Here is a 20,827-nt window from a genome sequence, read left to right on the forward strand (position 1 = left end):
CCTGCGAAGACAGGGTTTTTCAGAAATGGTTTTAGTTTCTAGAAAGCGTACTTGGCGGAAACCTGGATGCGGTTCATATCGCCTTCCAATCCGCCTTCTGTTTCCCGTTTGGCGTAAGCATATTCTGCGCCCACAGTGAGTGATTTTGTCGGTGAGTAGAGCAGGTTCACCCGGGTACTGTATGTACTTTGGGTTACACTTGTACCAGTGAGGTTGGTGTCATTGTCGATATCGAGAGCTGAAAACATGACGCTGCTGCGCATTTTTTCGCTCCACAGGTGACGATACGCAATCGAATACCCCATTGAATCGATAGCTTCTAACTCATTGTTGGCATTGATAACAGCACCATTCGATGCATTCAGCGCTGCATAGCGACCTAAGCCTGACCCTGTGTTAAACGTCCAGCGTATATCATCGTTATTGTTCAACATGAACTTACCAGACAGTTGTACACCATAACTGGTTTCACTGTCGTCAATATCAGCGCCATCGTCGTAGGACAACTGACGCACAATACCCGCCACTTTGACATAGCCCCAATCTTGCTTCCAGGTGTAGTTCGCGATCACATCAGGTACTGCATTGTCGTCGGCGACTATTCGTCCTCCGCCACCAAAAGGTGTCACTGTGGTTTCCGGATTTTCCAACGCAAACTGAAAGCCACCTTGAGAATAACGCACCATTACCTGACGCCCGAAGGTAATACCGTCGGTGGTACCAATAAAGTCTAACGATTCCGGCAAGGAGCTTACATCCATGAAGGTTGTCCATGTTTGGCCAACAAGCCAGTTCTTATATTTAATAAAAGCGTGCCTGATCCTTGGTGTGTATGAGTTGCTGATACGCTCGTTACCGCCATCTGTAACCAGAAAGTCGAGTTCGAGAACGCCCGTGACGGTGTCGCCTTCTGGCGTGTCGGTATTCGAAGTAAAGCGAAAACGGGATTGACGGATATGAGAGTCGAACTGTGTCCCTTCGTCATTGCCACTCACTGGGGTAAGTGAAGGAATATAAAACTCCCTGCCAATACTTCCCGCTCCCAGTGTGCCTTCTGAATAGTTACTGACAAGCGCATCTGCTTTTACATAGCCGGTGAAACTTATATCGGTACCACCAAGGCTGGCAGCCTGTATTGTTGCTGGTGTCATCATGGCTACTACAGAAAGAGACAACGCCGATTTTTTGAATGTGTGTGTCATTATCGTTCCCGTGTTCTTGTGTTAAGTTAAGAAACTGTAAAAAAGGAGTTAACGAAGACTAATTTGGCTGAGATTTCATCAGTTGCAAATAAGCGGTTGGTCTATCAGACTAAAGTCGTATTATTGTAGTGTTAAAAGCAGGAAATCGCTAAGACCAAAGTCTCATTTTGCTTTACATTAATAACGCTACCCTGTTTCACAGTTATTTTTTCAATGAATTACACACGACATCGGAGGCATTATCCATGACTGCCAGCAAGACGTATCCTGTCCCACAGAATATTCTCGAACAAACCCATTTGACAAAAGAGCAGTATGATCAGATGTACAAGCGTTCCGTTGACGATCCCACGGAGTTTTGGGGGGAGTACGCAAGTACGCTGGATTGGTATACCAAGCCCTCCAAAGTAAAAAATACCCATTTTGGGTCAGACGACGTGTCTATAAAATGGTTTGAAGATGGTGAAATTAATGCCAGTTACAACTGTATTGATCGCCACCTTGGGGATAACGGGAAGAAAACAGCATTATTCTGGGAGGGAGATTCCCCTGAAGATAGCGAGGAAGTCTCTTATCAGCAACTGCATTACGAAGTATGTAAGCTCGCCAATGGTTTGAAAAAGCTTGGCGTAGAGAAGGGCGACCGCGTGGCGATCTACATGCCAATGGTCCCTCAGGCTGCATACGCTATGTTAGCCTGCGCCAGAATAGGTGCGGTTCACTCTGTGATTTTCGGCGGCTTTTCACCCAACGCTATAGCTGACCGCATTAACGATAGTAAGGCGAAAGTCGTTATAACATGTGATGAAGGTCGCCGGGCCGGTCGCCAGGTACCGTTGAAACTGAACGTCGATAAAGCGGTTGCTAATGGCGCTTGCCCCTCGGTAACTGCCGTTGTCGTGCATAAGCTTACGGGGGGCGACGTAGCTTTTAATGACTCCCTTGATGTGTGGTGGAGTTCCCTGGTTGAAGATTGCAGTGCGCAATGTGAACCAGAAGTAATGAACGCTGAAGATCCCTTATTCATTCTTTATACATCAGGTTCTACAGGTACGCCTAAAGGTGTGGTGCATACCACAGGCGGTTATTTACTTTATACGTCTATGACATTCAAATACGCCTTTGATTACCGTGAAGATGATGTCTACTGGTGTACCGCTGATGTGGGCTGGATCACCGGGCACAGCTACATGGTTTATGGGCCACTTATCAACGGCGCATCGCAGGTATTTTTCGAAGGTGTACCCACGTATCCGGATGTCCGACGCATTGCCCAGGTAGTGGAAAAGTACAAGGTTAACAGTCTTTATACTGCTCCTACAGCTATTCGTGCGCTGATGGCTCACGGTGATAAGCCTGCAGAAGGCTGCGATTTATCATCCCTACGGTTACTGGGGTCGGTTGGCGAGCCTATTAATCCGGAAGCCTGGGAGTGGTATCACAGGGTGTTGGGCGAGAGTCGCTGCCCGATTATGGATACCTGGTGGCAAACGGAAACAGGTGGTTTGATGATCACACCCATGCCTGGTGCAACACCGCTTAAACCAGGATCTGCAACACGCCCATTTTTTGGGATTCAACCTGCGTTATTTGACGCAGAAGGTAATGAACTTGAGGGTGTTGCGGAAGGTAATCTGGTCATAAAAGACAGTTGGCCCAGTCAGGCGAGAACAGTTTATGGCGATCATGACCGCTTTATAAGTACTTACTTTAGTGCTTATAAAGGCGTTTACTTTACCGGAGATGGTGCAAGACGAGATGAAGATGGTTATTACTGGATCACAGGTCGCGTCGATGATGTATTGAATGTATCCGGGCATCGCTTAGGAACGGCAGAAATTGAAAGTGCGCTGGTGGCACACCCGAAAGTGGCTGAAGCCGCTGTTGTGGGATTCCCTCATGATATCAAAGGCCAGGGAATTTATGTTTATGTAACACCAAACGAAGGTGTTGCTCCAGATGAAGCGCTGACAAAAGAGCTGCGTGCCTGGGTACGCCAGGAATTAAGCCCCATTGCTACACCTGACATGATTCAATGGTCGCGAGGTTTGCCGAAAACCCGTTCAGGCAAAATCATGCGTCGTATTTTGCGCAAGATAGCGGCTAATGAGCACGAGCAGCTCGGCGATACGTCAACGTTGGCGGATCCATCAGTAGTTGATACACTCATAGAGGAGCGCCTAAACAAGTAAATAGGGAAAAATATGATAACGTTGTTGATTGCTGACGACCATCCTTTGTATCGGGATGCCTTAAGGGGGGCGTTATCGTTAACTTTGCCCGACCTCGTGCTGCGAGAGGCCGGAGACCTTAACACGACAGTTGATATTCTTGAGAAGGAGGATATCGACTTACTGTTGCTGGATTTACATATGCCAGGCAGTAACGATTTGTTCGGCCTGTTGCACATTCGCAAGCTCTACCCTGAGCTGCCCGTTGCAGTAGTATCTGGTACTGAAGATGCTGCAATTATCTCTAAAATTGTTGGCGTGGGAGCCTTGGGCTTTATTCCTAAAACGGCCAGTTCCGGTGACATAGCCAACGCAGTAGAATCAATTCTCGACGGTGATATCTGGTTGCCCGAATCGGTAAGTGAAAAGATAGAAAACGTAGATGATGAATTTTCGCAGTTAGCTGACCGCATCGCTACACTGACGCCGTCTCAGTACAAGGTGTTGTGTTATATGCGTGATGGGCTGCTCAACAAGCAAATTGGCTATAATCTTGATATTGCTGAAGCAACGGTAAAAGCACATGTCACCGCCATTTTCAAAAAGTTGGGCATTAATAACCGCACCCAGGCAGTACTCATCGCGTCTCAGCTAGAACTAGAACCGCCCAAGTAGGCGGTTTTCCTTATTGACCGAAAAGGTAGTTAGAGACGCTTTTCCGTAAGTACGAATTCGAGTTCAGGGTCAACCACGAAGCGCCCATTCATTGCCTCACGACCAAATAACATCAAGTAAGTCATTTCCCGGCGATCAGTGAGTGTGAGTTGAATACGCCAGCTTTCTTCACGCATGACAATCTCGGTATCTATTACGTAGCGTCGTTCCAGCGTAGCAGTGGAACTTTTCACTTTCTTTTGTGCTACAACCTGCGCTTCCCGTCGCACTATACTGTCAACGTTGTGAATATCCGGGTGAATATCGAAGCTCACCCACAATTTACCCTCTTTTTCAAACTCATCGATATTATCAACGTGTAGCGATGATGTCGTGGCTCCGGTATCTACGCGGATGGTGAGATCATTGATGGCTAACTCAGGTAAATCACAATATTCCAATGCGCCAATTAATCGCTTTTTTTGCTCTTGCATCGTGTCTCCTTAAGGCCCCGGTAATCCGGGTTCATCAGGTACCAGGTTGTCTTGTAGCAGTTCTACATGCTCTGCTACGGAATCGGGTTTGTTGAAATAGCCAATGTGATAAATGGCTTCGCCTTCCTGTGCGAGCGGGATATTTTGCTTGCCCACTATGACGCCGTGCATTGGGCTGTATATAGTTTCCAGCACTTCTCCAAATGGATCAGAAATGGTAGCGAGTCGATCACCTTTTTCCACGTGATCACCCAGTTGTGCCAAATGCCGCACAAAGCCGCTCTCAGGAGCCCGAACCCAGCCGCTTTCCCGGGCAATAAAGCGTTGTATTGTATGGCCTTTAGTACGGCTTTTGTTAAGCATCCCGATATGGCGCATAGTGTTAATTATTCCTCTTACACCGGCGCGAATGGAAAATTCGTCGTAACGCAGCGCTTGCCCCGCTTCGTACAAAAGTATTTTAACTCCGGCTTCGCTGGCAGCCTGGCGTAAACTGCCATCGCGTAAATCTGCGTTTAACAGTACTGGCACCCCAAATGCTTTTGCCATTTCAAGTACTTCCTCATCATCGAGGTCTGCTCTTATTTGGGGGAGGTTACTGCGGTGAATGGCCCCGGTATGCAGATCTATGCCGAAATCGCACTTGGTGACAATTTCCTTGAAAAACAAATTAGCCAGGCGGCCGGCCAAGGAGCCTTTTTTACTGCCGGGGAAACTGCGATTTAAATCACGGCGATCCGGAAGATAGCGAGATTGGTTTAAGACGCCATAAACATTTACCATTGGCACCGCAATTAAGGTGCCGCGGAGCTTTTCAATGGCCTTTGCATTAATTAAACGGCCGACTATTTCAATGCCATTGAGTTCATCGCCGTGAATGGCTGCTGACACGAACAGCGTCGGGCCTGCTCGCTTACCGCACTTTACGTATACTGGAATACTCATATTCGTTGAGGTATACAGGGGCGGCATTTCGAGCTCGATTTGCTTAGTTTCGCCGGGCAAAATGCGCTGGCCACCAATTTCAAGAGGCTGGTTAGCCATTACCCTTTTCCTCTTGTGCGTGTATTGAAAGGTTTCGCTGATTTCACGATAAAGTCGATAATCATACTGGCAACATCTTTTTTGGTCGCAGTTTCAATACCTTCTAAGCCTGGGGAGGAGTTTACTTCCATCACCACAGGTCCATGGTTAGAGCGAAGAATATCTACACCACAGCAGTTCAGCCCCATGGTTTTAGCAGCTGCGACAGCGGTTTTACGTTCTTCCGGTGATAAACGCGTTAAGCTTGCAGACCCACCTCGATGAAGATTGGAGCGAAACTCTCCCGGCGCTGCTTGCCGTTTCATTGCCGCAACCACTTTATCTCCAACAACAAAGCAGCGGATGTCAGAGCCGCCGGCTTCCTTAATATATTCCTGCACCAGAATACTGGCGTTTAAGCCCATAAAGGCTTCAATAATCGATTCTGCGGCTTTCTGTGTGTCAGCGAGTACAACGCCGATACCCTGGGTGCCTTCCAATAGCTTGATGACAACAGGAGCGCCGCCAACATTTTTAATCAGGTCGTCGATTTTGTCCGGATGATGTGCGAAGCCGGTTCTTGGCATGCCAATCCCTTTGCGAGATAACAACTGTAAAGATCGCAATTTATCCCTTGAGCGGCTAATTGCCACAGACTCATTGATACTGTAGGTTCCCATCATTTCAAACTGGCGAACGACGGACGTTCCGTAAAAGCTCACAGAAGCTCCTATACGGGGAATAACGGCGTCGTAGAAAGGGAGTCTTTTCCCTTTGTAGCGCACTGATGGCTTGGCACTGGTTATGTCCATGTAACAATGCATGGTGTCGATAATGTCAACCTCGTGACCTTTCTCGATACCAGCTTCTTTGAGACGGCGCGTTGAATATAGCTTGGGATTGCGGGACAAAATGGCAATACGCATAACGGCAATAGACCTTAACAGAGTAATTTTGCTGTCACGACCGCGTTAAAAACGTGACAAAGCAGGGAGTGAGTGGATATTATATTACCCGCGTTTGAACACAAAGCGATCTTTTATTGAACGCTCAATATTCCTGCTTCTTTCTCTAAACAATCCAACTTTTATCAGGGTGTCATGCATGCAATGGCTGCAACAAATTAGCGCTTGGTTCATCGAATATCAGACAAATGTCATCTGGACTGTTCTGATGTTTTTTCTTTATGTGATCATGACGCGTTTTGCGATACCTCGTCTCGAAAAAAATGTAGAAAAAAGCAAGCTGAAGTCATCAAGTGCCATGAAGGGCCTTTTTACTGCTCGCATCTTAAGCGGTACAGTGACACTGGCACTAATTCTGCTGGCCTGGGGAGTAGATTTCTCCGGTTTACTGGTACTTTCCACGTCTATACTCACGTTACTTGGCGTGGCGTTGTTTGCCAACTGGTCGCTTATTAGTAACGTTACTGCTTATTTCATTTTGCTCACTAATGTCACCTATCGCCGGGGAAATTATGTGCGAATACTCGACGGCGATAACTTTATTGAAGGCTATATTGCAGATATCAACCTGTTCAATACCCGCTTGGTAACCCAAGATAGAGAAACCGTGCTCTACCCCAATAACCTGCTCTTAACCCGGCCGGTTCTGGTCAATCCAAAGGGTAAATGGGGAACACTTGGTAAAGTGACAGCGAACAGTGCTCAGCCGCCTCCTGCCCCAACCGAGTCAGACAAAAAAGACACATTGTCTGAGGAAGTTACCCCTTCTTCCCGTCCTTAATGTGGCGAGACAAGCTCTGCAGTAACGCCCTTAATTTGGCGGGCTTCAAAGGTTTTGTCAGGTAATTTACACCTTGCTCTTTGCACTGCGCGATGAGTTCATCTTCGTGGTTCGCCGTTACTAACGAGGCTGGCACCACAATATTCAGATGCTGGCGGATAGCTTCGATAAGATCGAGGCCGTTCTTTTCAGCATCAAGTTGGTAGTCCATTAACAAAATCTGGGGCGCGAAGATATCGGCCTGCTTTAACGCATCGTCCCAGTTGGTTGCTAGCACAACGGTTATTCCCCATTTTTCCAGGAGAGTTTGAAGTGCATCCAGGTTTTCCTGCTGGTCGTCTACGCATAACACCCGAAGACCCATAAAGGACGACAACCTGGAAGGGGTTTCCTGAAGAACCTGGCGGCGGGTTGCGGCTTTACCCACTTCCAGCGTAAAACGACTGCCTCTACCCGGTGTAGAAGACACGGAAATTTTGCTTTGCATCTGTTGACCTAGACGGCGAACAACGCCTAAGCCCAGACCGACACCGTGTTCTGTAGAGTCGTGAGTACGATAAAAATCACTGAAAATCATCCCTTGCTGCTCTTCAGAAATGCCAATACCCGTGTCTCTGACTTGCACCAAAACACGGTCTTTCCTAGGGCGAACGGTAAGTAAAACTTTGCCGCTGTCAGTGTATTTCACCGCATTAGAAAGTAGGTTTTGCACAATTCTGTAGAGAAATGTTTTGTCTGCCAAGACCCAGCAGTCTCTGATACGCGTGCGCAACAGAAGGCCTTTTTCTTTCGCTTGCATTCTCATTTCATCAATTAATGGTTTGAGCAAAGTGGGTATGTGTATGGCTTCTATTGATGGTTTAAGCTCACCTTGATCCAAGCGCGCAATATCTAAAAGGGTACCTATAAGGGCTTCACTGGACGAGACTGAGTGTGCCAGTTTGGTAATAATTTCGTTTACTGAACCTGACAACTCAGCTTCCTGGAGGGCTGTAACATACAGCTTGGCTGCGTTAAGTGGTTGCAAGACATCATGACTGGCGAGGGCGAGGAAACGGGTTTTACTGGCGTTGGCATCTTCGGCCGCTTTTCGCGCGCGGATCAATTCTTTTTCCGCTTCAGAACGACGTTCAATTTCAAGCCTAAGCTCCGCATTTATTGAGTGAACTTCTTCCGTACGTTTCTTAATTCTGGCTTCCAGATCGACATTCGATTCTTCCAGAGCCTGTTGAATTTCAATGTGACCGGTAATGTCATTAAAACTGGTTACAAAACCGCCGCCGGGCAATGGGTTGCCGACCATTTCAATGACCCGCCCATCATGGCGTTGACGGGTAAAACGATGGGGTGTGCCGGACCGCAAGTGTTCAAGCCTTTTTTCGACTTGCTTCTCTGGGTCTCCGGGGCCAAATTCGCCTTTTTGCGCATTGTAGCGTACTAGCTTTTCTATCGGCGTGCCTACAGTAAGCATGCCGTCAGGGTAGCTATACAGGGTGGAATATCGCTTATTCCATGCCACGAGATTAAGGTGTTTATCAATTACACTAATTCCCTGGTCCATGTTCTCTAATGACGTTAACAAGGCGGTCATATTGAACTGCATGGCTTGGGTAGTATCATCAAAAAAATTAATAATCTCAGTAAAGTCGAGCTTTTTCCCTTTCAAAATGGAATCGATGAGTGCTTTTGCACTGGCAGCGCCAATTACCCCCCCTAGTGCTCGCTCACAGAAGGCTAAAAACTCATCGTCCGGGGTACTGGTTCTATCTATCTGACGATGATTAAGGTTCTGATATTCTTCAATAAGCTGCTCGCAACGACCTGTGCCCATAAAGGTCGAGAGGAGGGTGATCAGATCTGAAACTGTAACATGAGTGTTGTTCCTGCGAACCGCATCGCTTCGTACATTGGTGGGGGATACAAACGCTTCAGCCTGAATTCTGTCAACCAACCTGGCGGGAGCGAAAATAGAGAACCCCACGTAGGCTATGAAGTTCATCGCTAAACTAAGTAGCGCCCCCTGACTGATTTGCTCGCTCTGCACAGCGGTGGTAGGCGCACCGTTTATTAGGGGCAGAATTAACCATAATACCCACGTAAATAAGCCGACAACCAAACCAGCATAAACGCCGTTTGCGTGAGCACGCTTCCAATATAAGCCACCAATTACGGCTGGAATAAGCTGGATCACCAATGAAAAAGCGATCAATCCGATGGAATGCAATGAGCGGCTGTTCGTCATTTGCTGGTGGTAGAAAAATGCCAGCAGTAAAATGATAGCGATGACAATACGGCGAATAAGGCGAATGCGTCTGCCGTAGTCTTTATGACGGGGACCACCAGGTTTAAAAAGTAATACGCGGGGCAAAATAACATCGTTAGTGAGCATGGTGCTCAGCGTTAATGTGGCGACAATAATCATTGCAGTGGCAGCAGAAAGCCCCCCGGCAAACACGATTATCTGAATTATCAACGACTCTGAATATATTGCCATGGAAAGCACGTAGGTATCGGGTTCTACGTTTTGGCCTGCAAAAATAGCATTTCCAGCTATAGCAATAACAGGGATCACCGTTGCAGTTATCACCAGGTAGAGCGGGAATAGCCATCGTGCAGTCTTAAGATGATTCAGGCTAAGGTTATCAATAATTGCCACGTGGAACTGGCGGGGCAAACAAACAACCGCGGCTGCCGCCATGATTGTTTGTGCTATGAAAGAGTATGATCCAAATTGAGACAGCGCTTGCTTGGTAAAAAAGCGATTGTACTGAGGAGGGTTTTCCATTGCTTTCCAGGCAGCGTAACCCACAAAAGCAACCAGCAACAGGGCGATCAGTTTTATCGTCGATTCAAAGGAAATCGCCAGCATAAGCCCACGACGATATTCGGTAACATCGGTTTGTTTGGTTCCGAAATAAATGGCGAAAATAGCAATAAAACTGGTAGCAACAATGATGATTAAATGGCTGTTTGGCTGCTGCGTTAATAGCTGGAAAGTTGATCCAATAGCTTTTAATTGCAAGGCGATGTAAGGAATGGTGGCCAGTAGCGCAATTAGCGTAACCAAAAGGGCTACGCCTTGCCGTTTGCCGTAACGTGATGCAATGAAATCAGCAATGGTGGTAATGTGCTGCTTTTTACTCACTAATGTGAGCTTATAGATAAACCGGTAGCCCAGGACGTACACCAACACCGGGCCTAGCAATATTGGCAGATAGATCCAGGTGTCACGACTAGCCTGTCCCACCGCGCCAAAAAACGTCCAGGCAGTACAATAAATAGCCAGCGCCAAAGAGTAGATAGCAGGGTGAGAAGTCAACCATCTGGCGGTAGGTGAATTTTTATCTCCCCAACTGGCAATATAAAACAGGGTGAACAGATAAATCAGTGCCAGTGAAACCCATGCGAAAGTCATTGCTTTATATACATTCCCTTAACAATTTGGCGTTCATTATACGCTCCTGATTATTTCTTGACCTACGACCATGGTCTCATTTCTCGAATGCCTTACCCCGTCTAGAGTATAGAAAAAGTGAGTCTCGGCAGGTTTTTGCGCGTTTTGATTCAGCAGGTGAATAGTTCGCTTTAATGAAAAAAACGGGAAAAAAACAGTCGTTATACAAATGTAAAAAAAGAACATCTGCTTAACCTGACAAGAGGACGGAAAGATGGCATTTAAGAATGAAGACGACAAGAAGGCATATTGGAAGGAAAACCTCTCCCTCCTCGCCAAATTGTTGGTGGTTTGGTTTGTTGTGTCGTTTGGCGCTGGCATTTTGTTTGTCGATGCACTTAACACGATTCAATTCTTTGGTTTTAAATTGGGTTTCTGGTTTGCACAACAAGGCTCAATTTACGTGTTTGTTGCGCTGATATTTGTCTACATGGCGAAAATGAACGCAATGGACAAAAAATACGGTGTCGACGAGGAGTAAACCATGGATGTTCAATTATTAACCTTTATCATTGTTGGTGCTTCTTTCGCATTATACATAGCAATAGCTATCTGGGCCCGCGCAGGGTCTACGAATGATTTTTACGTTGCCGGAGGCGGTGTTCCTCCAATCATGAACGGTATGGCAACCGCAGCTGACTGGATGTCCGCTGCATCATTTATCTCCATGGCAGGTTTAATTTCCTTTATGGGCTACGATGGCGCTGTTTATCTTATGGGATGGACGGGCGGCTACGTCTTACTCGCCTTATGTCTTGCTCCATATCTACGCAAATTCGGTAAATTTACTGTACCGGATTTCATCGGAGACCGCTACTACTCCCAAACAGCGAGAACGGTTGCAGTATTCTGTGCCATCTTCGTTTGTTTTACCTATGTAGCAGGTCAAATGCGCGGCGTAGGCGTAGTATTCAGCCGTTTCCTGGAAGTTGACATCGTAACCGGTGTGGTTATTGGTATGGCCATTGTTTTCTTCTATACCGTTTTAGGTGGAATGAAAGGTATTACCTATACTCAAGTTGCGCAGTATTGCGTACTCATTTTCGCTTATCTTGTTCCGGTTGTGTTTATATCCATGATGGTTACCGGGCACATACTGCCGCAAACCGCATTCGGTGCCACATTAGCAGATGGCTCAGGTATGTACATGCTTGAAAAACTGGATAACCTTTCCGTCGAGCTTGGCTTTAATGAATATACTAATGGCTCGAAAAGTACCATTGATGTGTTCTTTATTACCTTTGCACTGATGGTAGGTACGGCAGGATTACCCCACGTTATCGTGCGTTTCTTCACCGTGCCGAAAGTACGTGACGCACGTAAGTCAGCAGGCTGGGCGTTACTGTTCATTGCAATACTTTACACAACAGCACCTGCACTGGCCTCATTCGGCCGGGTGAATATGATTGAAACTATCAATGGCCCTGATTTGGCCGGAACTGAAATCTCTGAACGTCCGGAATGGATCAAGAACTGGGAGAAAACGGGCCTCATTACCATTAAAGACAAAAACGGCGATGGTAAAATGTTCTATGCTGCGGGCAGTATCGATGACCCAGCAAGCAAAAATGAAGTGAAAGTGGATAGAGATATCATGGTGTTGGCGAACCCGGAAATTGCTAATTTGCCAGCGTGGGTGATTGCACTCGTTGCCGCTGGTGGCGTGGCTGCCGCACTTTCAACATCAGCGGGCTTGCTGCTGGTTATTTCTACCTCTGTGTCTCACGACTTATTGAAGCGAAACTTTGCGCCGAATATCACTGATAAAGCTGAGTTGTTCTACGCCCGTCTTGCCGCTGGTGTCGCCATTGTGATTGCGGGATATTTTGGCATCAATCCGCCAGGGTTTGTAGCACAGGTGGTTGCGTTCGCCTTTGGTCTGGCTGCATCGAGCTTCTTCCCGGCTATAATAATGGGGATCTTCAGTAAACGCATGAACGGAGTAGGCGCTGTGTCAGGCATGATTGCAGGTATTGCATTCACTGCGGCATACATCATTTACTTCAAGTTCGTAAATCCTGCAGCCAATACGCCAGATAACTGGTGGTTTGGTATCTCACCTGAAGGTATTGGTACCTTGGGCATGGTGGTAAATTTCCTGGTGGCATTCGTAGTATTTAAGATGACGGGTGAAGCACCGGATGAGATCCAACAAATGGTTGAGGATATTCGTTATCCCAAAGGGGCAGGAGAGGCGTCTGCTCACTGATAGCAACTTTTGCAATCTTGACCAAAGTAGAGGCTTATCCCCGCGATGAGCCTCTTGTCGTTTATCACCACAAAAGATATTTAAGTAGGTGTACTTATGAGCGTGTTACCACAGCAGGTGGTTGATTTTCTTAAAACGTCAGCGCCTTTTGACAAGCTAGGTGACGACGACATGAGCGAACTTGCTAAACAGGCCACCCTGATCTATCTCACTGAAGAAAACAAGAGCGAGCTATTAAAGGAAAATGAAGGCCGGCTTTTTCTTATTCAAAATGGTCAATTCTCAGTAAAAGACTCCGATGCGGCAGAACGACATCTCAGTGAAGGCGATTATTTCGGTTACCATCAGTTAATTGATAAAGTTGTCTATCCTCTGACAGTAAGTGTGGACAAGCCGGGTCTGATATTTTGCTTTACTGCAGATGCTTTCTACCGCGCTATGGATATGCCGGTGGTGGGAGACTTCTTTCACTGTGCTCGCACTGATGGATTACAGAATCAGGCGGTAAATGATTCTAACTCCATGTGGTTGTACAAAGCCCTCCATGAAATTATTTCCGGTACACCGGTTCAGGCGTCAGAGTGGGTGACCATTCGCGAGGCTGCCAGCATTATGAGTGAAAGCAAAGTCTCTTCATTGTTAATAACCGGAAATGACAAATTAGTCGGTATTGTAACCGATCGGGATATGCGTAACCGGGTTGTCGCTAAGGCGACGGATACCAACTTACCTGTGGCCGACATCATGACCAGCTCACCGGCTATGATACACCAGTATCGGACTATGTTTGATGCTATGGCATTAATGACTGAGCGCAATATTCACCATTTACCGGTGGTAGATCGCAATAGCAGAAAACCGTTAGGGATGATTACCGCGTCAGACGTGGTAAGGCACCAGCGAGGTAATGTGCTATTTATCATTGGTGAATTGGCAAAAGCGGATAATTTATATGAACTTACCCGTTTATCATGGCAAATGCCGCACTACTTTGCTACTCACGCCAAGCGGCTGGGGGACTTTGATATCGCTGGGAAAGTGCTGTCTCAGGCAACGGACATTATGACCCGGAAACTAATTTATTTTTATCAGCGTGAAAACGGCGCTGCGCCGATGAAGTACAGTTGGGTGGTTTATGGATCCCAGGCAAGGGAAGATCAAACGATGGGGTCGGATCAAGACAACGGATTACTGCTGGAAAAAACGCCCAATGATAAAGAGGCAGAATATTTTAGTGCCCTGGCAGACTATGTTTGTAATGGTTTGGCCAAATGCGGGATCAAACTGTGTGACGGAAATATTATGGCTTCGAATTCAGCATTACGGCTGTCGCTGGAACAGGCTGAAAAAGAAGCGAAGGAATGGGTCAGGCAGCCAACACCCACCGCTATCATGCATTTTAATATCTTCCTGGACGCTCGTTGTGCTGCGGGTGATAGCGACCTATTTCGTAGCTTGCAGCGGCTAAGGGCGCCATTGTTAAAGCAAAAAATCTTTCTGGCTGCTCTAGCCCGTCACAACAATGATGTAACTGTGCCGCTATCGATGTTTCAGAAGTTTGTTTATGAAAAAGGGTATCAGCATAAAGATTCCATTGATCTGAAAGTAAAAGCCGTCGCGATCATCAATAATTTAGCTCGCATTTATGCCCTGGCAAGTGGACTGACAATGCCGGCGACCTTATCCCGATTAGCTGCGTTACCTGCCGGAGCGGGTTTGTCGACCAGAGACGCCCAAAACCTGCGTGATATTTGGCTATTTTTGAACAGGTTACGCTGGCGTCATCAACTCACTAATAATGTAACGGATAACCGTATTCGGGTGTCCGACTTATCGTCTATTGAAAAGCACCAACTAAAAGCTGCGTTCAAAGCGATAGACAGGGCGCAGCAAGGTGCGGTAATGCATTTTTCCGGCGGGATGAGCTAACGTGTCTGCTATTCTTCGTCTGTTTGGTAATTTGTTTGGTAAATTCCCTACCGAAAAAAAACGACTATCACTACATGAAACGCCCTTATTGGCTATAGATCTAGAGCTAACCTCGTTGGACTGGGCAAGTGCGAAAGTGACATCAATAGGATGGGTAGAAGGGAAAGGGCAAAGTATCCGGTTAGATAGCTGTTATTATTCTGTTGTAAGGGCGACTGGAGATGTAGCTCAAAGCCCGGTTATTCATGGTTTGATTCAAGAACATATAGCCGATGGCGAGCACATTCGGGAAGTGCTTAAGCATTTGGTAACCTATGCCGACTCCCATATTTGGGTCTTTCACAATGCACACCTGGATTTGGCAGTTTTACAACGCGCCTTCGAAGATACAGGTGTTCACTGTCCGCCTGTGCTGTACCTGGATACCCTTAAACTCGCTGTGTATCAGTTAAAAAAATATCAGGAAGTGTTGCCACCAAACAGCGCTACCTTATCAGTATGCCGCCAGCGACTGGGCTTACCAGCAGCGCCAGCGCACAACGCGTTAGACGATGCTATGGCCACAATTCAACTTTGGATGGCGCAGAATCATGTGCTCAATGGGTGTGAGAAGGTGAGTATAGGTGATTTGTTGCATACTCATGCTGTTGGCTATAGAAAAATGGAAAAAAGTTGACCAAGGGAATTGACAAAACAACAGATAACCCGTAAATTGCGCTCCCACAACAAGGCAGGGCTCCTAACCCTGGTTTTTCTTGTTAGCCCAGGTGGTGAAATTGGTAGACACGCTAGCTTCAGGTGCTAGTGACCTAACGGTCGTGGCGGTTCAAGTCCGCCCCTGGGCACCATCACAAAACTCTCATCTTACTCAAATTACAAACTCTTTTAAATTTAGCTAACCCAATAATTTTAAGAAATATTCTGTAACAGAATGTAACCACTGTTACCCAATTTTACATATTTCCAGGTGTGTTTCTAAACCTGTTCCCTATACTTCAAGAATTCTTCCATAAAAGTTGAATTGTACACAAATGGCTGAACCCCTCGGGCTGTTTGGGATGGCATAGACAAAAGTCTAGAAAAAATAATAGAAATAAATAATTGGTTATAAAGTTCGATACTTAACTGCATGAGAGGATCGATACAATCGCCGATAGTGGCCAATTCCAATTGGTCTGGTTAAAGAATTACAACTCAGGACATGTAAAAAAATCATGCCACCGGCCTCAGGACTAAGCAGATTGTCTATAAAGATATACAAACAATTGTTGTTTGCGATGGCACTGTGCTCCTTGGCGTTATTGTTATTTTGTCACTCCTCCCTAAATAAAAGTGAAATTAACGTTCTGACGACATATTCCGGCGTCGACGTTTCCGGCTACAGAAAAGAGAGTTTGTTTGAAATTAATGAGGACAAAGAAATTGTCTTGGATTGTGCTATAGGCACCATCAGGGCAGGTAGTACTTGTGGTTTACAATTCGATTTGAGAGGAAGAGACGGAGCTGGTAGCTTTGTACACTTGCATAACCTGGCTTTCATTAGTGTTTATGCGACTGCTGAAAATCCCGGTATCGATGTAAACCTGCCGCTAAAGCTCACCCTTCGCTCATTGCGTCAGGATGTAGAGTACAATGACCGTGATCCGAGTACTACGCGCTATCAATCAGTAAGGTTTTCACCTGGTGCTGTTCAGCAGTTGTCTAAAGATCGGGTGACCACTGATCAATGGTGGGTTAGACAGTTTGATGTGCCGTTTTCAGCTGCGGGTACTGACTTTTCGTCAATTTCCCATGTTTCGGTAAATTTTGCCGGCAACGTGTTAAGTGCGCCGGGAAGATACTTGCTACATCTTCACGAATTAGTATTTGTTAGCTATTTCATTGCCCCAACATTTGTTCACACGTTGCTTTCCATTGCTTGGCCGATAATATTTCTGTTTCTGTTGGGACACTACCTAAGAATTAAAAGCAAGGAGGTATCCAGGCTACAGGCGCTGGCCGATTACGATACAGAGTTCGATATGTTGAATCTGCACGGATTCAAACGGCGTTATCCTTCGTCCCTCAAACAGCCCCTGACCATCGTCAACATTCGATTGAGAAACTTTGCTGCCTTACAGCGTGAATTTTCCAGAGAAACGGTTCTTGCTTTAATTAACTCCACGTTCATTCCCTTCTCACAAGGGGACAAGTCAGGACCGGTTTTAGTAAAAAAGCAAGATGAGAACCTTTTGATGGTAATGAAGGATTGCGATGAGGCATTCTTTGCCACATTAGTGTCGGCAGCGCAGCGGGGGGTAAACTTTCCTTCACTCGGGCACTTGCGTCTTGACGTAAAAATGGGTATTGCCCGAGGCACCGCGGGCATGACTATTGATGAGGTTCTATCACAAAGTACCATTGCTATTGATGCTATTCTCGATGCAGAAGCGAGTTATAAAGTCTACGAGCCCGCATTGAAAAAAGAGTATCGTCAAGCGCGCTTTATTGAACAAGAATTGCGAATAGCATTGCAAAAGCAGGCATTTAATATCGTTTTTATGCCGGTGTACGATGTTGTTTCAAAACGGATAGCAGGGGCTGAAGTTCTGTTGAGAACCAGTCATCTGCCGCTGGCAAGCTTTTCGCCTGAAGTGTACATAACAGTTGCAGAAAAAGTTGGATTGATTAGGGATATTGACTTTTGGGTTATGGAGCAAGCAGTCCTGGCATTGAAGTCGATCCCTGAAAGCGATTTCACGTTGTCGGTAAATATTTCCAGTAAAGAATTAATGGATACCCGCTTTGCAGAAGAACTCAAACGACTTATCGAAAAATATCAGGTTGACGCAAGCTATCTGTGTCTGGAAATCACGGAGACGTTTTTTGTCGACGTGAACACCATGTGCTTTGAATCCATTCAGGCTTTGAAACAATTGGGAATTCGGCTGTCCCTTGACGACTTTGGTACGGGGCATGCGTCTCTACAGCACCTGCTTAATATGCCAATCAATGAGCTGAAAATAGACCGTAGTTTTGTGTGGACACTCGATGACAAGAAAAGCGCCGTTATTGTGGATGCCATTATCTCAATAGCCAGTATTTGCAAGTATGACGTAGTGGCGGAAGGTGTGGAGACCGAAGAACAGATGCACAAACTCTCTGGCTTGGGATGCAGGTATTTCCAGGGGTATCTGATTGCAAAACCGGCGCCGCTTGATGCACTTCTACAAACTTGCCAAAGCATAAATAGGAAAGTCAGAACTCTTAATTGATAAAAAGATTCACGGGTGAAATTAACCCCGTGGAAATCATCCGACAAGAATTAGCTGTCGGGAGTTGCTAACTCAATCATCAGACGGTTAATTTCATGTTCAACAGCGCGAATGTCTTTCTCAGAAATGCTCTCTGGTGTTGTTTTCACGATGTTTTCTACTCTGGCAAGTTCACTGTGAAGAGCTTCTGCACCGATTTCTCCGGCCGAGCCTTTTAATGTGTGAAGTGCAAATCGCAATGTTTCAGGAGGCAACTCTCGAAACTCTGCTAGTTTAGTTTTCACGTCGTCAATTTGAGAAGTAAACAAGATCACGAGTTTGTCATACAAGCTTTCATTGTTCATCAACCGCTTAAGTGCGGACGCTTTGTCTAACGTGTCAGTTGTACTCATAGTTTGTATTATGATCCTGGTGTTTTGATACTGCCTGCTTCGTCAATATATGCGTAAGTATTCCTGCCATTCTCTTTAGCTTTATACAGGCATTGATCTGCTTTTAATACAACTTGGTCAATGTTGTAGGTGCCTTCCGGTGAAAAGGTTGCGGCTCCGGCACTCACTGTTACTATGCCGAAGGCCGAGTCTTCGTGTTTTAATTGCAGTCTGTCAATGGTGACGAGAATGCGTTCGCAGACCGTTTTTGCCCCCGCTTCGTTTGTATCCGGAAGAAGGATCATAAACTCTTCGCCGCCTATACGCACCAGCCTGTCCATGGGGCGCAGTAAAGACTCTTTAAGTGCCTTTGCGAGTTTCCACAAGCATGTATCGCCTTCAATATGACCATATTTATCATTAAACTGCTTGAAAAAATCAATATCAAATATGGCAACGGATAACGGGGATTCGTCCCTGCTTGCGTCTCTGACGATGTCAGGAAGTCGTTCCTCAAGATAGTGGCGGTTAAAGCAGCCAGTAAGCCTGTCGGTATAAATCAACTGCTCGAGTAAATCTGTTTTCAATTTATGGGCGAGGTGGGACTTAACCCGGTTAATTAAAGTCGTCGCATTAACGGGCTTTTGCACAAAATCCACGCCGCCAGCGTTCCAGCATTTTTCCTGTTCTTCATCCGAAATGGAGCCGGTTACAAAAATAACCGGAATTTGCTGGGTTTTAGGGTTCAAGCTTAGCAAAGTGCAGGCTTCGTGACCGTCCATCTCCGGCATAAATACATCCATCAGTACTAAATCCGGAGGCATATGGGCGCAGTAATCCAGCGCTTCTCGTGCATTACTTGCCTGCACGCATGTTGCAATGTCCTGTAACAGGGTGGCCATTACCAAACGGCTTGATGTTTGGTCATCAACAATGAGAACCGTGCAGTCACTGATAGACCTTTGAGCTGGGCGTTGATACAAGTGAACCCCTCTTTATTTAGTAATTAATTGTCCATCAGATGCCTACACTAAACTTCCGATGAAAAGATGTATATTAACCCATGGTATAACTTGTAAATAATTCATACCCTAACACAGCAAAAAGTATAAGGTTAGCGCCTAATCCAATTAAGTAGAAGTAGCTCCTGGGGCTCGGGTTTTTCTCTGTGGCGATGAAATAGTAAAGCACCATGTGCACGAACCTGGCAAAGGCATAAACCCACACAATCACTGCTAAACATAAGTGAGGGACACCAGCGAATATTGCAACTAACGCGGGACCAACGAATACAAGAAGGTTTTCCAGCGAATTATGGAACGTGCGGTGGCTGCGAAAAACGAAAGAATCGTGACTAAGATCTTCCTGCAACTTACCTGGAACTGCCCCCGGCGCTTTGGCGTGGGCTGTGGCAGCAACGATGCTTTGTATTATCACGGTTAAAAATATAGCCCATAAACCCATCAAGGACCAAAAATAAGTATCTACCACGGTGTTCTCGCCTTTTTTTAAACTAAGTCTGTCTTTTTTCTCAGTCAACAATAAATGGGATCAACCCAAAAGTAAGTTTATGGTTATAGTGATAGCAAAAAAAAATAAAATAGGCTTGGTTGGAAAGGTTATTAGATTACAATTGGCTCTCATCAATACACCGTTAACTTGATTTAGAGAGAGAGCCTCATCGTATCTTTGGACACGCTTCTGGCATTTATTGTGGCCGCTTATGCACTCAGTTTGTCTCCAGGCCCATCAAATCTGTATATTTTGGCCTGTACCATGGGCAGCGGCTCCCGTGGAGGCTTGGCAGCAGCAACAGGTATGGCATTAGGCAGTATCATTTACGCAGTAGCCACGGCTGCGGGCGTTGCTACGGTCGTAGTTGTTTCACCCATATTGTTTGTTGGTATCAAGCTGTGCGGGGCTTGTTACTTACTGTACTTGGGTGCAAGCGGGCTATACAAAGCGCACAAGCCTCAGCTAAAAGGCGCAGTTGTGAAAGGCAGGCGTACAATCTTCAGGCAAAGCCTGATGGTAGAATTAACAAATCCCAAAACTATCCTTTTCTTTCTCGCATTTTTGCCTCAGTTTGTTGATGTGGAGGCTGCCGATGTAAAGGCCCAGCTACTCACTCTAGGGCTTATTTACGCTATTGTGGCTTTGAGCAGCGACCTTCTCGTCGTAGCACTCTACGCTAAAATCAAAATTCTCATTGAACGCCGCCCCCGGTTTGCGATCTGGCAGGAGAGGGTTGCTGGTTCTATTCTTCTTCTTCTCGGGTTGGTCATTTTATTTGAAACGCTAAATCACCCAGTAGCTTAGC

The 20,827-nt window shown here is 46.2% G+C and carries 17 protein-coding genes and 1 tRNA gene; 10 read left to right on the forward strand and 8 right to left on the reverse strand.

Annotated elements, in window-relative coordinates; genetic code table 11:
- Positions 1-38: 38 nt before the first annotated feature.
- Positions 39-1,154, reverse strand: coding sequence for a DcaP family trimeric outer membrane transporter (locus ACXACM_RS06180; RefSeq protein WP_474824247.1), 1,116 nt, complete (start codon positions 1,152-1,154; stop codon positions 39-41).
- A 293-nt stretch (positions 1,155-1,447) separates the two neighbouring features.
- On the opposite strand from ACXACM_RS06180, the gene acs reads away from it, so the two are divergent.
- The gene (gene acs, locus ACXACM_RS06185; RefSeq protein WP_474820505.1) at positions 1,448-3,394 is read left to right on the forward strand and encodes an acetate--CoA ligase; all 1,947 of its coding nucleotides are present in this window, start codon (positions 1,448-1,450) and stop codon (positions 3,392-3,394) included.
- A gap of 12 nt (positions 3,395-3,406) precedes the next feature.
- Positions 3,407-4,048: a response regulator gene (locus ACXACM_RS06190; RefSeq protein WP_474820506.1), complete on the forward strand. Its 642-nt coding sequence runs from the start codon at positions 3,407-3,409 to the stop codon at positions 4,046-4,048.
- Positions 4,049-4,077: 29 nt separating this feature from the next.
- On the opposite strand, the gene ACXACM_RS06195 is transcribed toward ACXACM_RS06190, so the two are convergent.
- The 3 genes from ACXACM_RS06195 to rimK are packed head-to-tail and all read right to left on the reverse strand — an operon-like array spanning position 4,078 to position 6,470.
- The gene (locus ACXACM_RS06195) at positions 4,078-4,521 is read right to left on the reverse strand and encodes an ATP-dependent zinc protease family protein (protein WP_474820508.1); all 444 of its coding nucleotides are present in this window, start codon (positions 4,519-4,521) and stop codon (positions 4,078-4,080) included.
- A gap of 9 nt (positions 4,522-4,530) precedes the next feature.
- On the reverse strand, positions 4,531-5,565 hold the full coding sequence (locus ACXACM_RS06200) for a succinylglutamate desuccinylase/aspartoacylase family protein (RefSeq protein ID WP_474820509.1): 1,035 nt from the start codon (positions 5,563-5,565) through the stop codon (positions 4,531-4,533).
- Positions 5,565-6,470, reverse strand: coding sequence for a 30S ribosomal protein S6--L-glutamate ligase (rimK, locus tag ACXACM_RS06205; protein ID WP_474820510.1), 906 nt, complete (start codon positions 6,468-6,470; stop codon positions 5,565-5,567). The genes ACXACM_RS06200 and rimK overlap by 1 nt, the downstream gene beginning before the upstream one ends.
- A 178-nt stretch (positions 6,471-6,648) precedes the next feature.
- Here rimK and ACXACM_RS06210 point away from each other — a divergent pair, with 178 nt between their 5' ends.
- On the forward strand, positions 6,649-7,290 hold the full coding sequence (locus ACXACM_RS06210) for a mechanosensitive ion channel domain-containing protein (RefSeq protein ID WP_474820512.1): 642 nt from the start codon (positions 6,649-6,651) through the stop codon (positions 7,288-7,290).
- Here ACXACM_RS06210 and ACXACM_RS06215 read toward each other — a convergent pair.
- Positions 7,268-10,705 carry a PAS domain-containing hybrid sensor histidine kinase/response regulator gene (locus tag ACXACM_RS06215; protein WP_474820513.1) on the reverse strand — a complete coding sequence of 1,146 codons (3,438 nt, stop codon included), beginning with the start codon at positions 10,703-10,705 and terminating at the stop codon, positions 7,268-7,270. The genes ACXACM_RS06210 and ACXACM_RS06215 overlap by 23 nt on opposite strands.
- 253 nt (positions 10,706-10,958) lie before the next feature.
- Here ACXACM_RS06215 and ACXACM_RS06220 point away from each other — a divergent pair, with 253 nt between their 5' ends.
- From ACXACM_RS06220 to ACXACM_RS06245, 6 genes are all read left to right on the forward strand, one after another.
- Positions 10,959-11,225 carry a DUF4212 domain-containing protein gene (locus ACXACM_RS06220; RefSeq protein WP_474820514.1) on the forward strand — a complete coding sequence of 89 codons (267 nt, stop codon included), beginning with the start codon at positions 10,959-10,961 and terminating at the stop codon, positions 11,223-11,225.
- Between the two features lie 3 nt (positions 11,226-11,228).
- Positions 11,229-12,953 (forward strand): sodium:solute symporter family protein, encoded by a 1,725-nt coding sequence (locus tag ACXACM_RS06225; protein ID WP_474820516.1) that lies wholly within the window; start codon positions 11,229-11,231, stop codon positions 12,951-12,953.
- A 96-nt stretch (positions 12,954-13,049) separates the two neighbouring features.
- Positions 13,050-14,882, forward strand: coding sequence for a DUF294 nucleotidyltransferase-like domain-containing protein (locus tag ACXACM_RS06230; protein ID WP_474820517.1), 1,833 nt, complete (start codon positions 13,050-13,052; stop codon positions 14,880-14,882).
- A 1-nt stretch (position 14,883) separates the two neighbouring features.
- Complete coding sequence (locus ACXACM_RS06235) at positions 14,884-15,558, forward strand: 3'-5' exonuclease (RefSeq protein WP_474820518.1); 675 nt, start codon at positions 14,884-14,886, stop codon at positions 15,556-15,558.
- Between the two features lie 85 nt (positions 15,559-15,643).
- Positions 15,644-15,730: transfer RNA gene (locus ACXACM_RS06240), tRNA-Leu, on the forward strand.
- Between the two features lie 393 nt (positions 15,731-16,123).
- Entirely contained in the window at positions 16,124-18,136 is a 2,013-nt protein-coding gene (locus tag ACXACM_RS06245; protein ID WP_474820520.1) for an EAL domain-containing protein, read from the forward strand.
- Positions 18,137-18,186: 50 nt separating this feature from the next.
- On the opposite strand, the gene ACXACM_RS06250 is transcribed toward ACXACM_RS06245, so the two are convergent.
- From ACXACM_RS06250 to ACXACM_RS06260, 3 genes are all read right to left on the reverse strand, one after another.
- A complete protein-coding gene (locus ACXACM_RS06250; protein WP_474820521.1) occupies positions 18,187-18,528 on the reverse strand; it encodes an Hpt domain-containing protein in 342 nt (113 codons plus the stop codon).
- 8 nt (positions 18,529-18,536) lie between these two features.
- The gene (locus ACXACM_RS06255) at positions 18,537-19,490 is read right to left on the reverse strand and encodes a diguanylate cyclase (protein ID WP_474820523.1); all 954 of its coding nucleotides are present in this window, start codon (positions 19,488-19,490) and stop codon (positions 18,537-18,539) included.
- A 73-nt stretch (positions 19,491-19,563) separates the two neighbouring features.
- Positions 19,564-19,998 (reverse strand): MAPEG family protein, encoded by a 435-nt coding sequence (locus ACXACM_RS06260; protein WP_474820524.1) that lies wholly within the window; start codon positions 19,996-19,998, stop codon positions 19,564-19,566.
- 198 nt (positions 19,999-20,196) lie between these two features.
- Between ACXACM_RS06260 and ACXACM_RS06265 the strand changes: the two genes are divergently transcribed.
- Positions 20,197-20,826 (forward strand): LysE family translocator, encoded by a 630-nt coding sequence (locus ACXACM_RS06265; protein ID WP_474820526.1) that lies wholly within the window; start codon positions 20,197-20,199, stop codon positions 20,824-20,826.
- The last annotated feature ends 1 nt before the right edge of the window (position 20,827 follow it).

The organism is Alteromonas sp. AWQ4_252, from assembly GCF_056158205.1.

Coding starts and splice junctions, on each gene's coding strand:
- rimK (WP_474820510.1), bottom strand. CDS start 6,470: ATGCGTATTGCCATTTTGTCCCGCAATCCCAAGCTATATTCAACGCGC.
- ACXACM_RS06220 (WP_474820514.1), top strand. CDS start 10,959: ATGGCATTTAAGAATGAAGACGACAAGAAGGCATATTGGAAGGAAAAC.
- ACXACM_RS06210 (WP_474820512.1), top strand. CDS start 6,649: ATGCAATGGCTGCAACAAATTAGCGCTTGGTTCATCGAATATCAGACA.
- ACXACM_RS06215 (WP_474820513.1), bottom strand. CDS start 10,705: ATGACTTTCGCATGGGTTTCACTGGCACTGATTTATCTGTTCACCCTG.
- ACXACM_RS06230 (WP_474820517.1), top strand. CDS start 13,050: ATGAGCGTGTTACCACAGCAGGTGGTTGATTTTCTTAAAACGTCAGCG.
- ACXACM_RS06200 (WP_474820509.1), bottom strand. CDS start 5,565: ATGGCTAACCAGCCTCTTGAAATTGGTGGCCAGCGCATTTTGCCCGGC.
- ACXACM_RS06195 (WP_474820508.1), bottom strand. CDS start 4,521: ATGCAAGAGCAAAAAAAGCGATTAATTGGCGCATTGGAATATTGTGAT.
- acs (WP_474820505.1), top strand. CDS start 1,448: ATGACTGCCAGCAAGACGTATCCTGTCCCACAGAATATTCTCGAACAA.
- ACXACM_RS06225 (WP_474820516.1), top strand. CDS start 11,229: ATGGATGTTCAATTATTAACCTTTATCATTGTTGGTGCTTCTTTCGCA.
- ACXACM_RS06180 (WP_474824247.1), bottom strand. CDS start 1,154: ATGATGACACCAGCAACAATACAGGCTGCCAGCCTTGGTGGTACCGAT.
- ACXACM_RS06190 (WP_474820506.1), top strand. CDS start 3,407: ATGATAACGTTGTTGATTGCTGACGACCATCCTTTGTATCGGGATGCC.
- ACXACM_RS06250 (WP_474820521.1), bottom strand. CDS start 18,528: ATGAGTACAACTGACACGTTAGACAAAGCGTCCGCACTTAAGCGGTTG.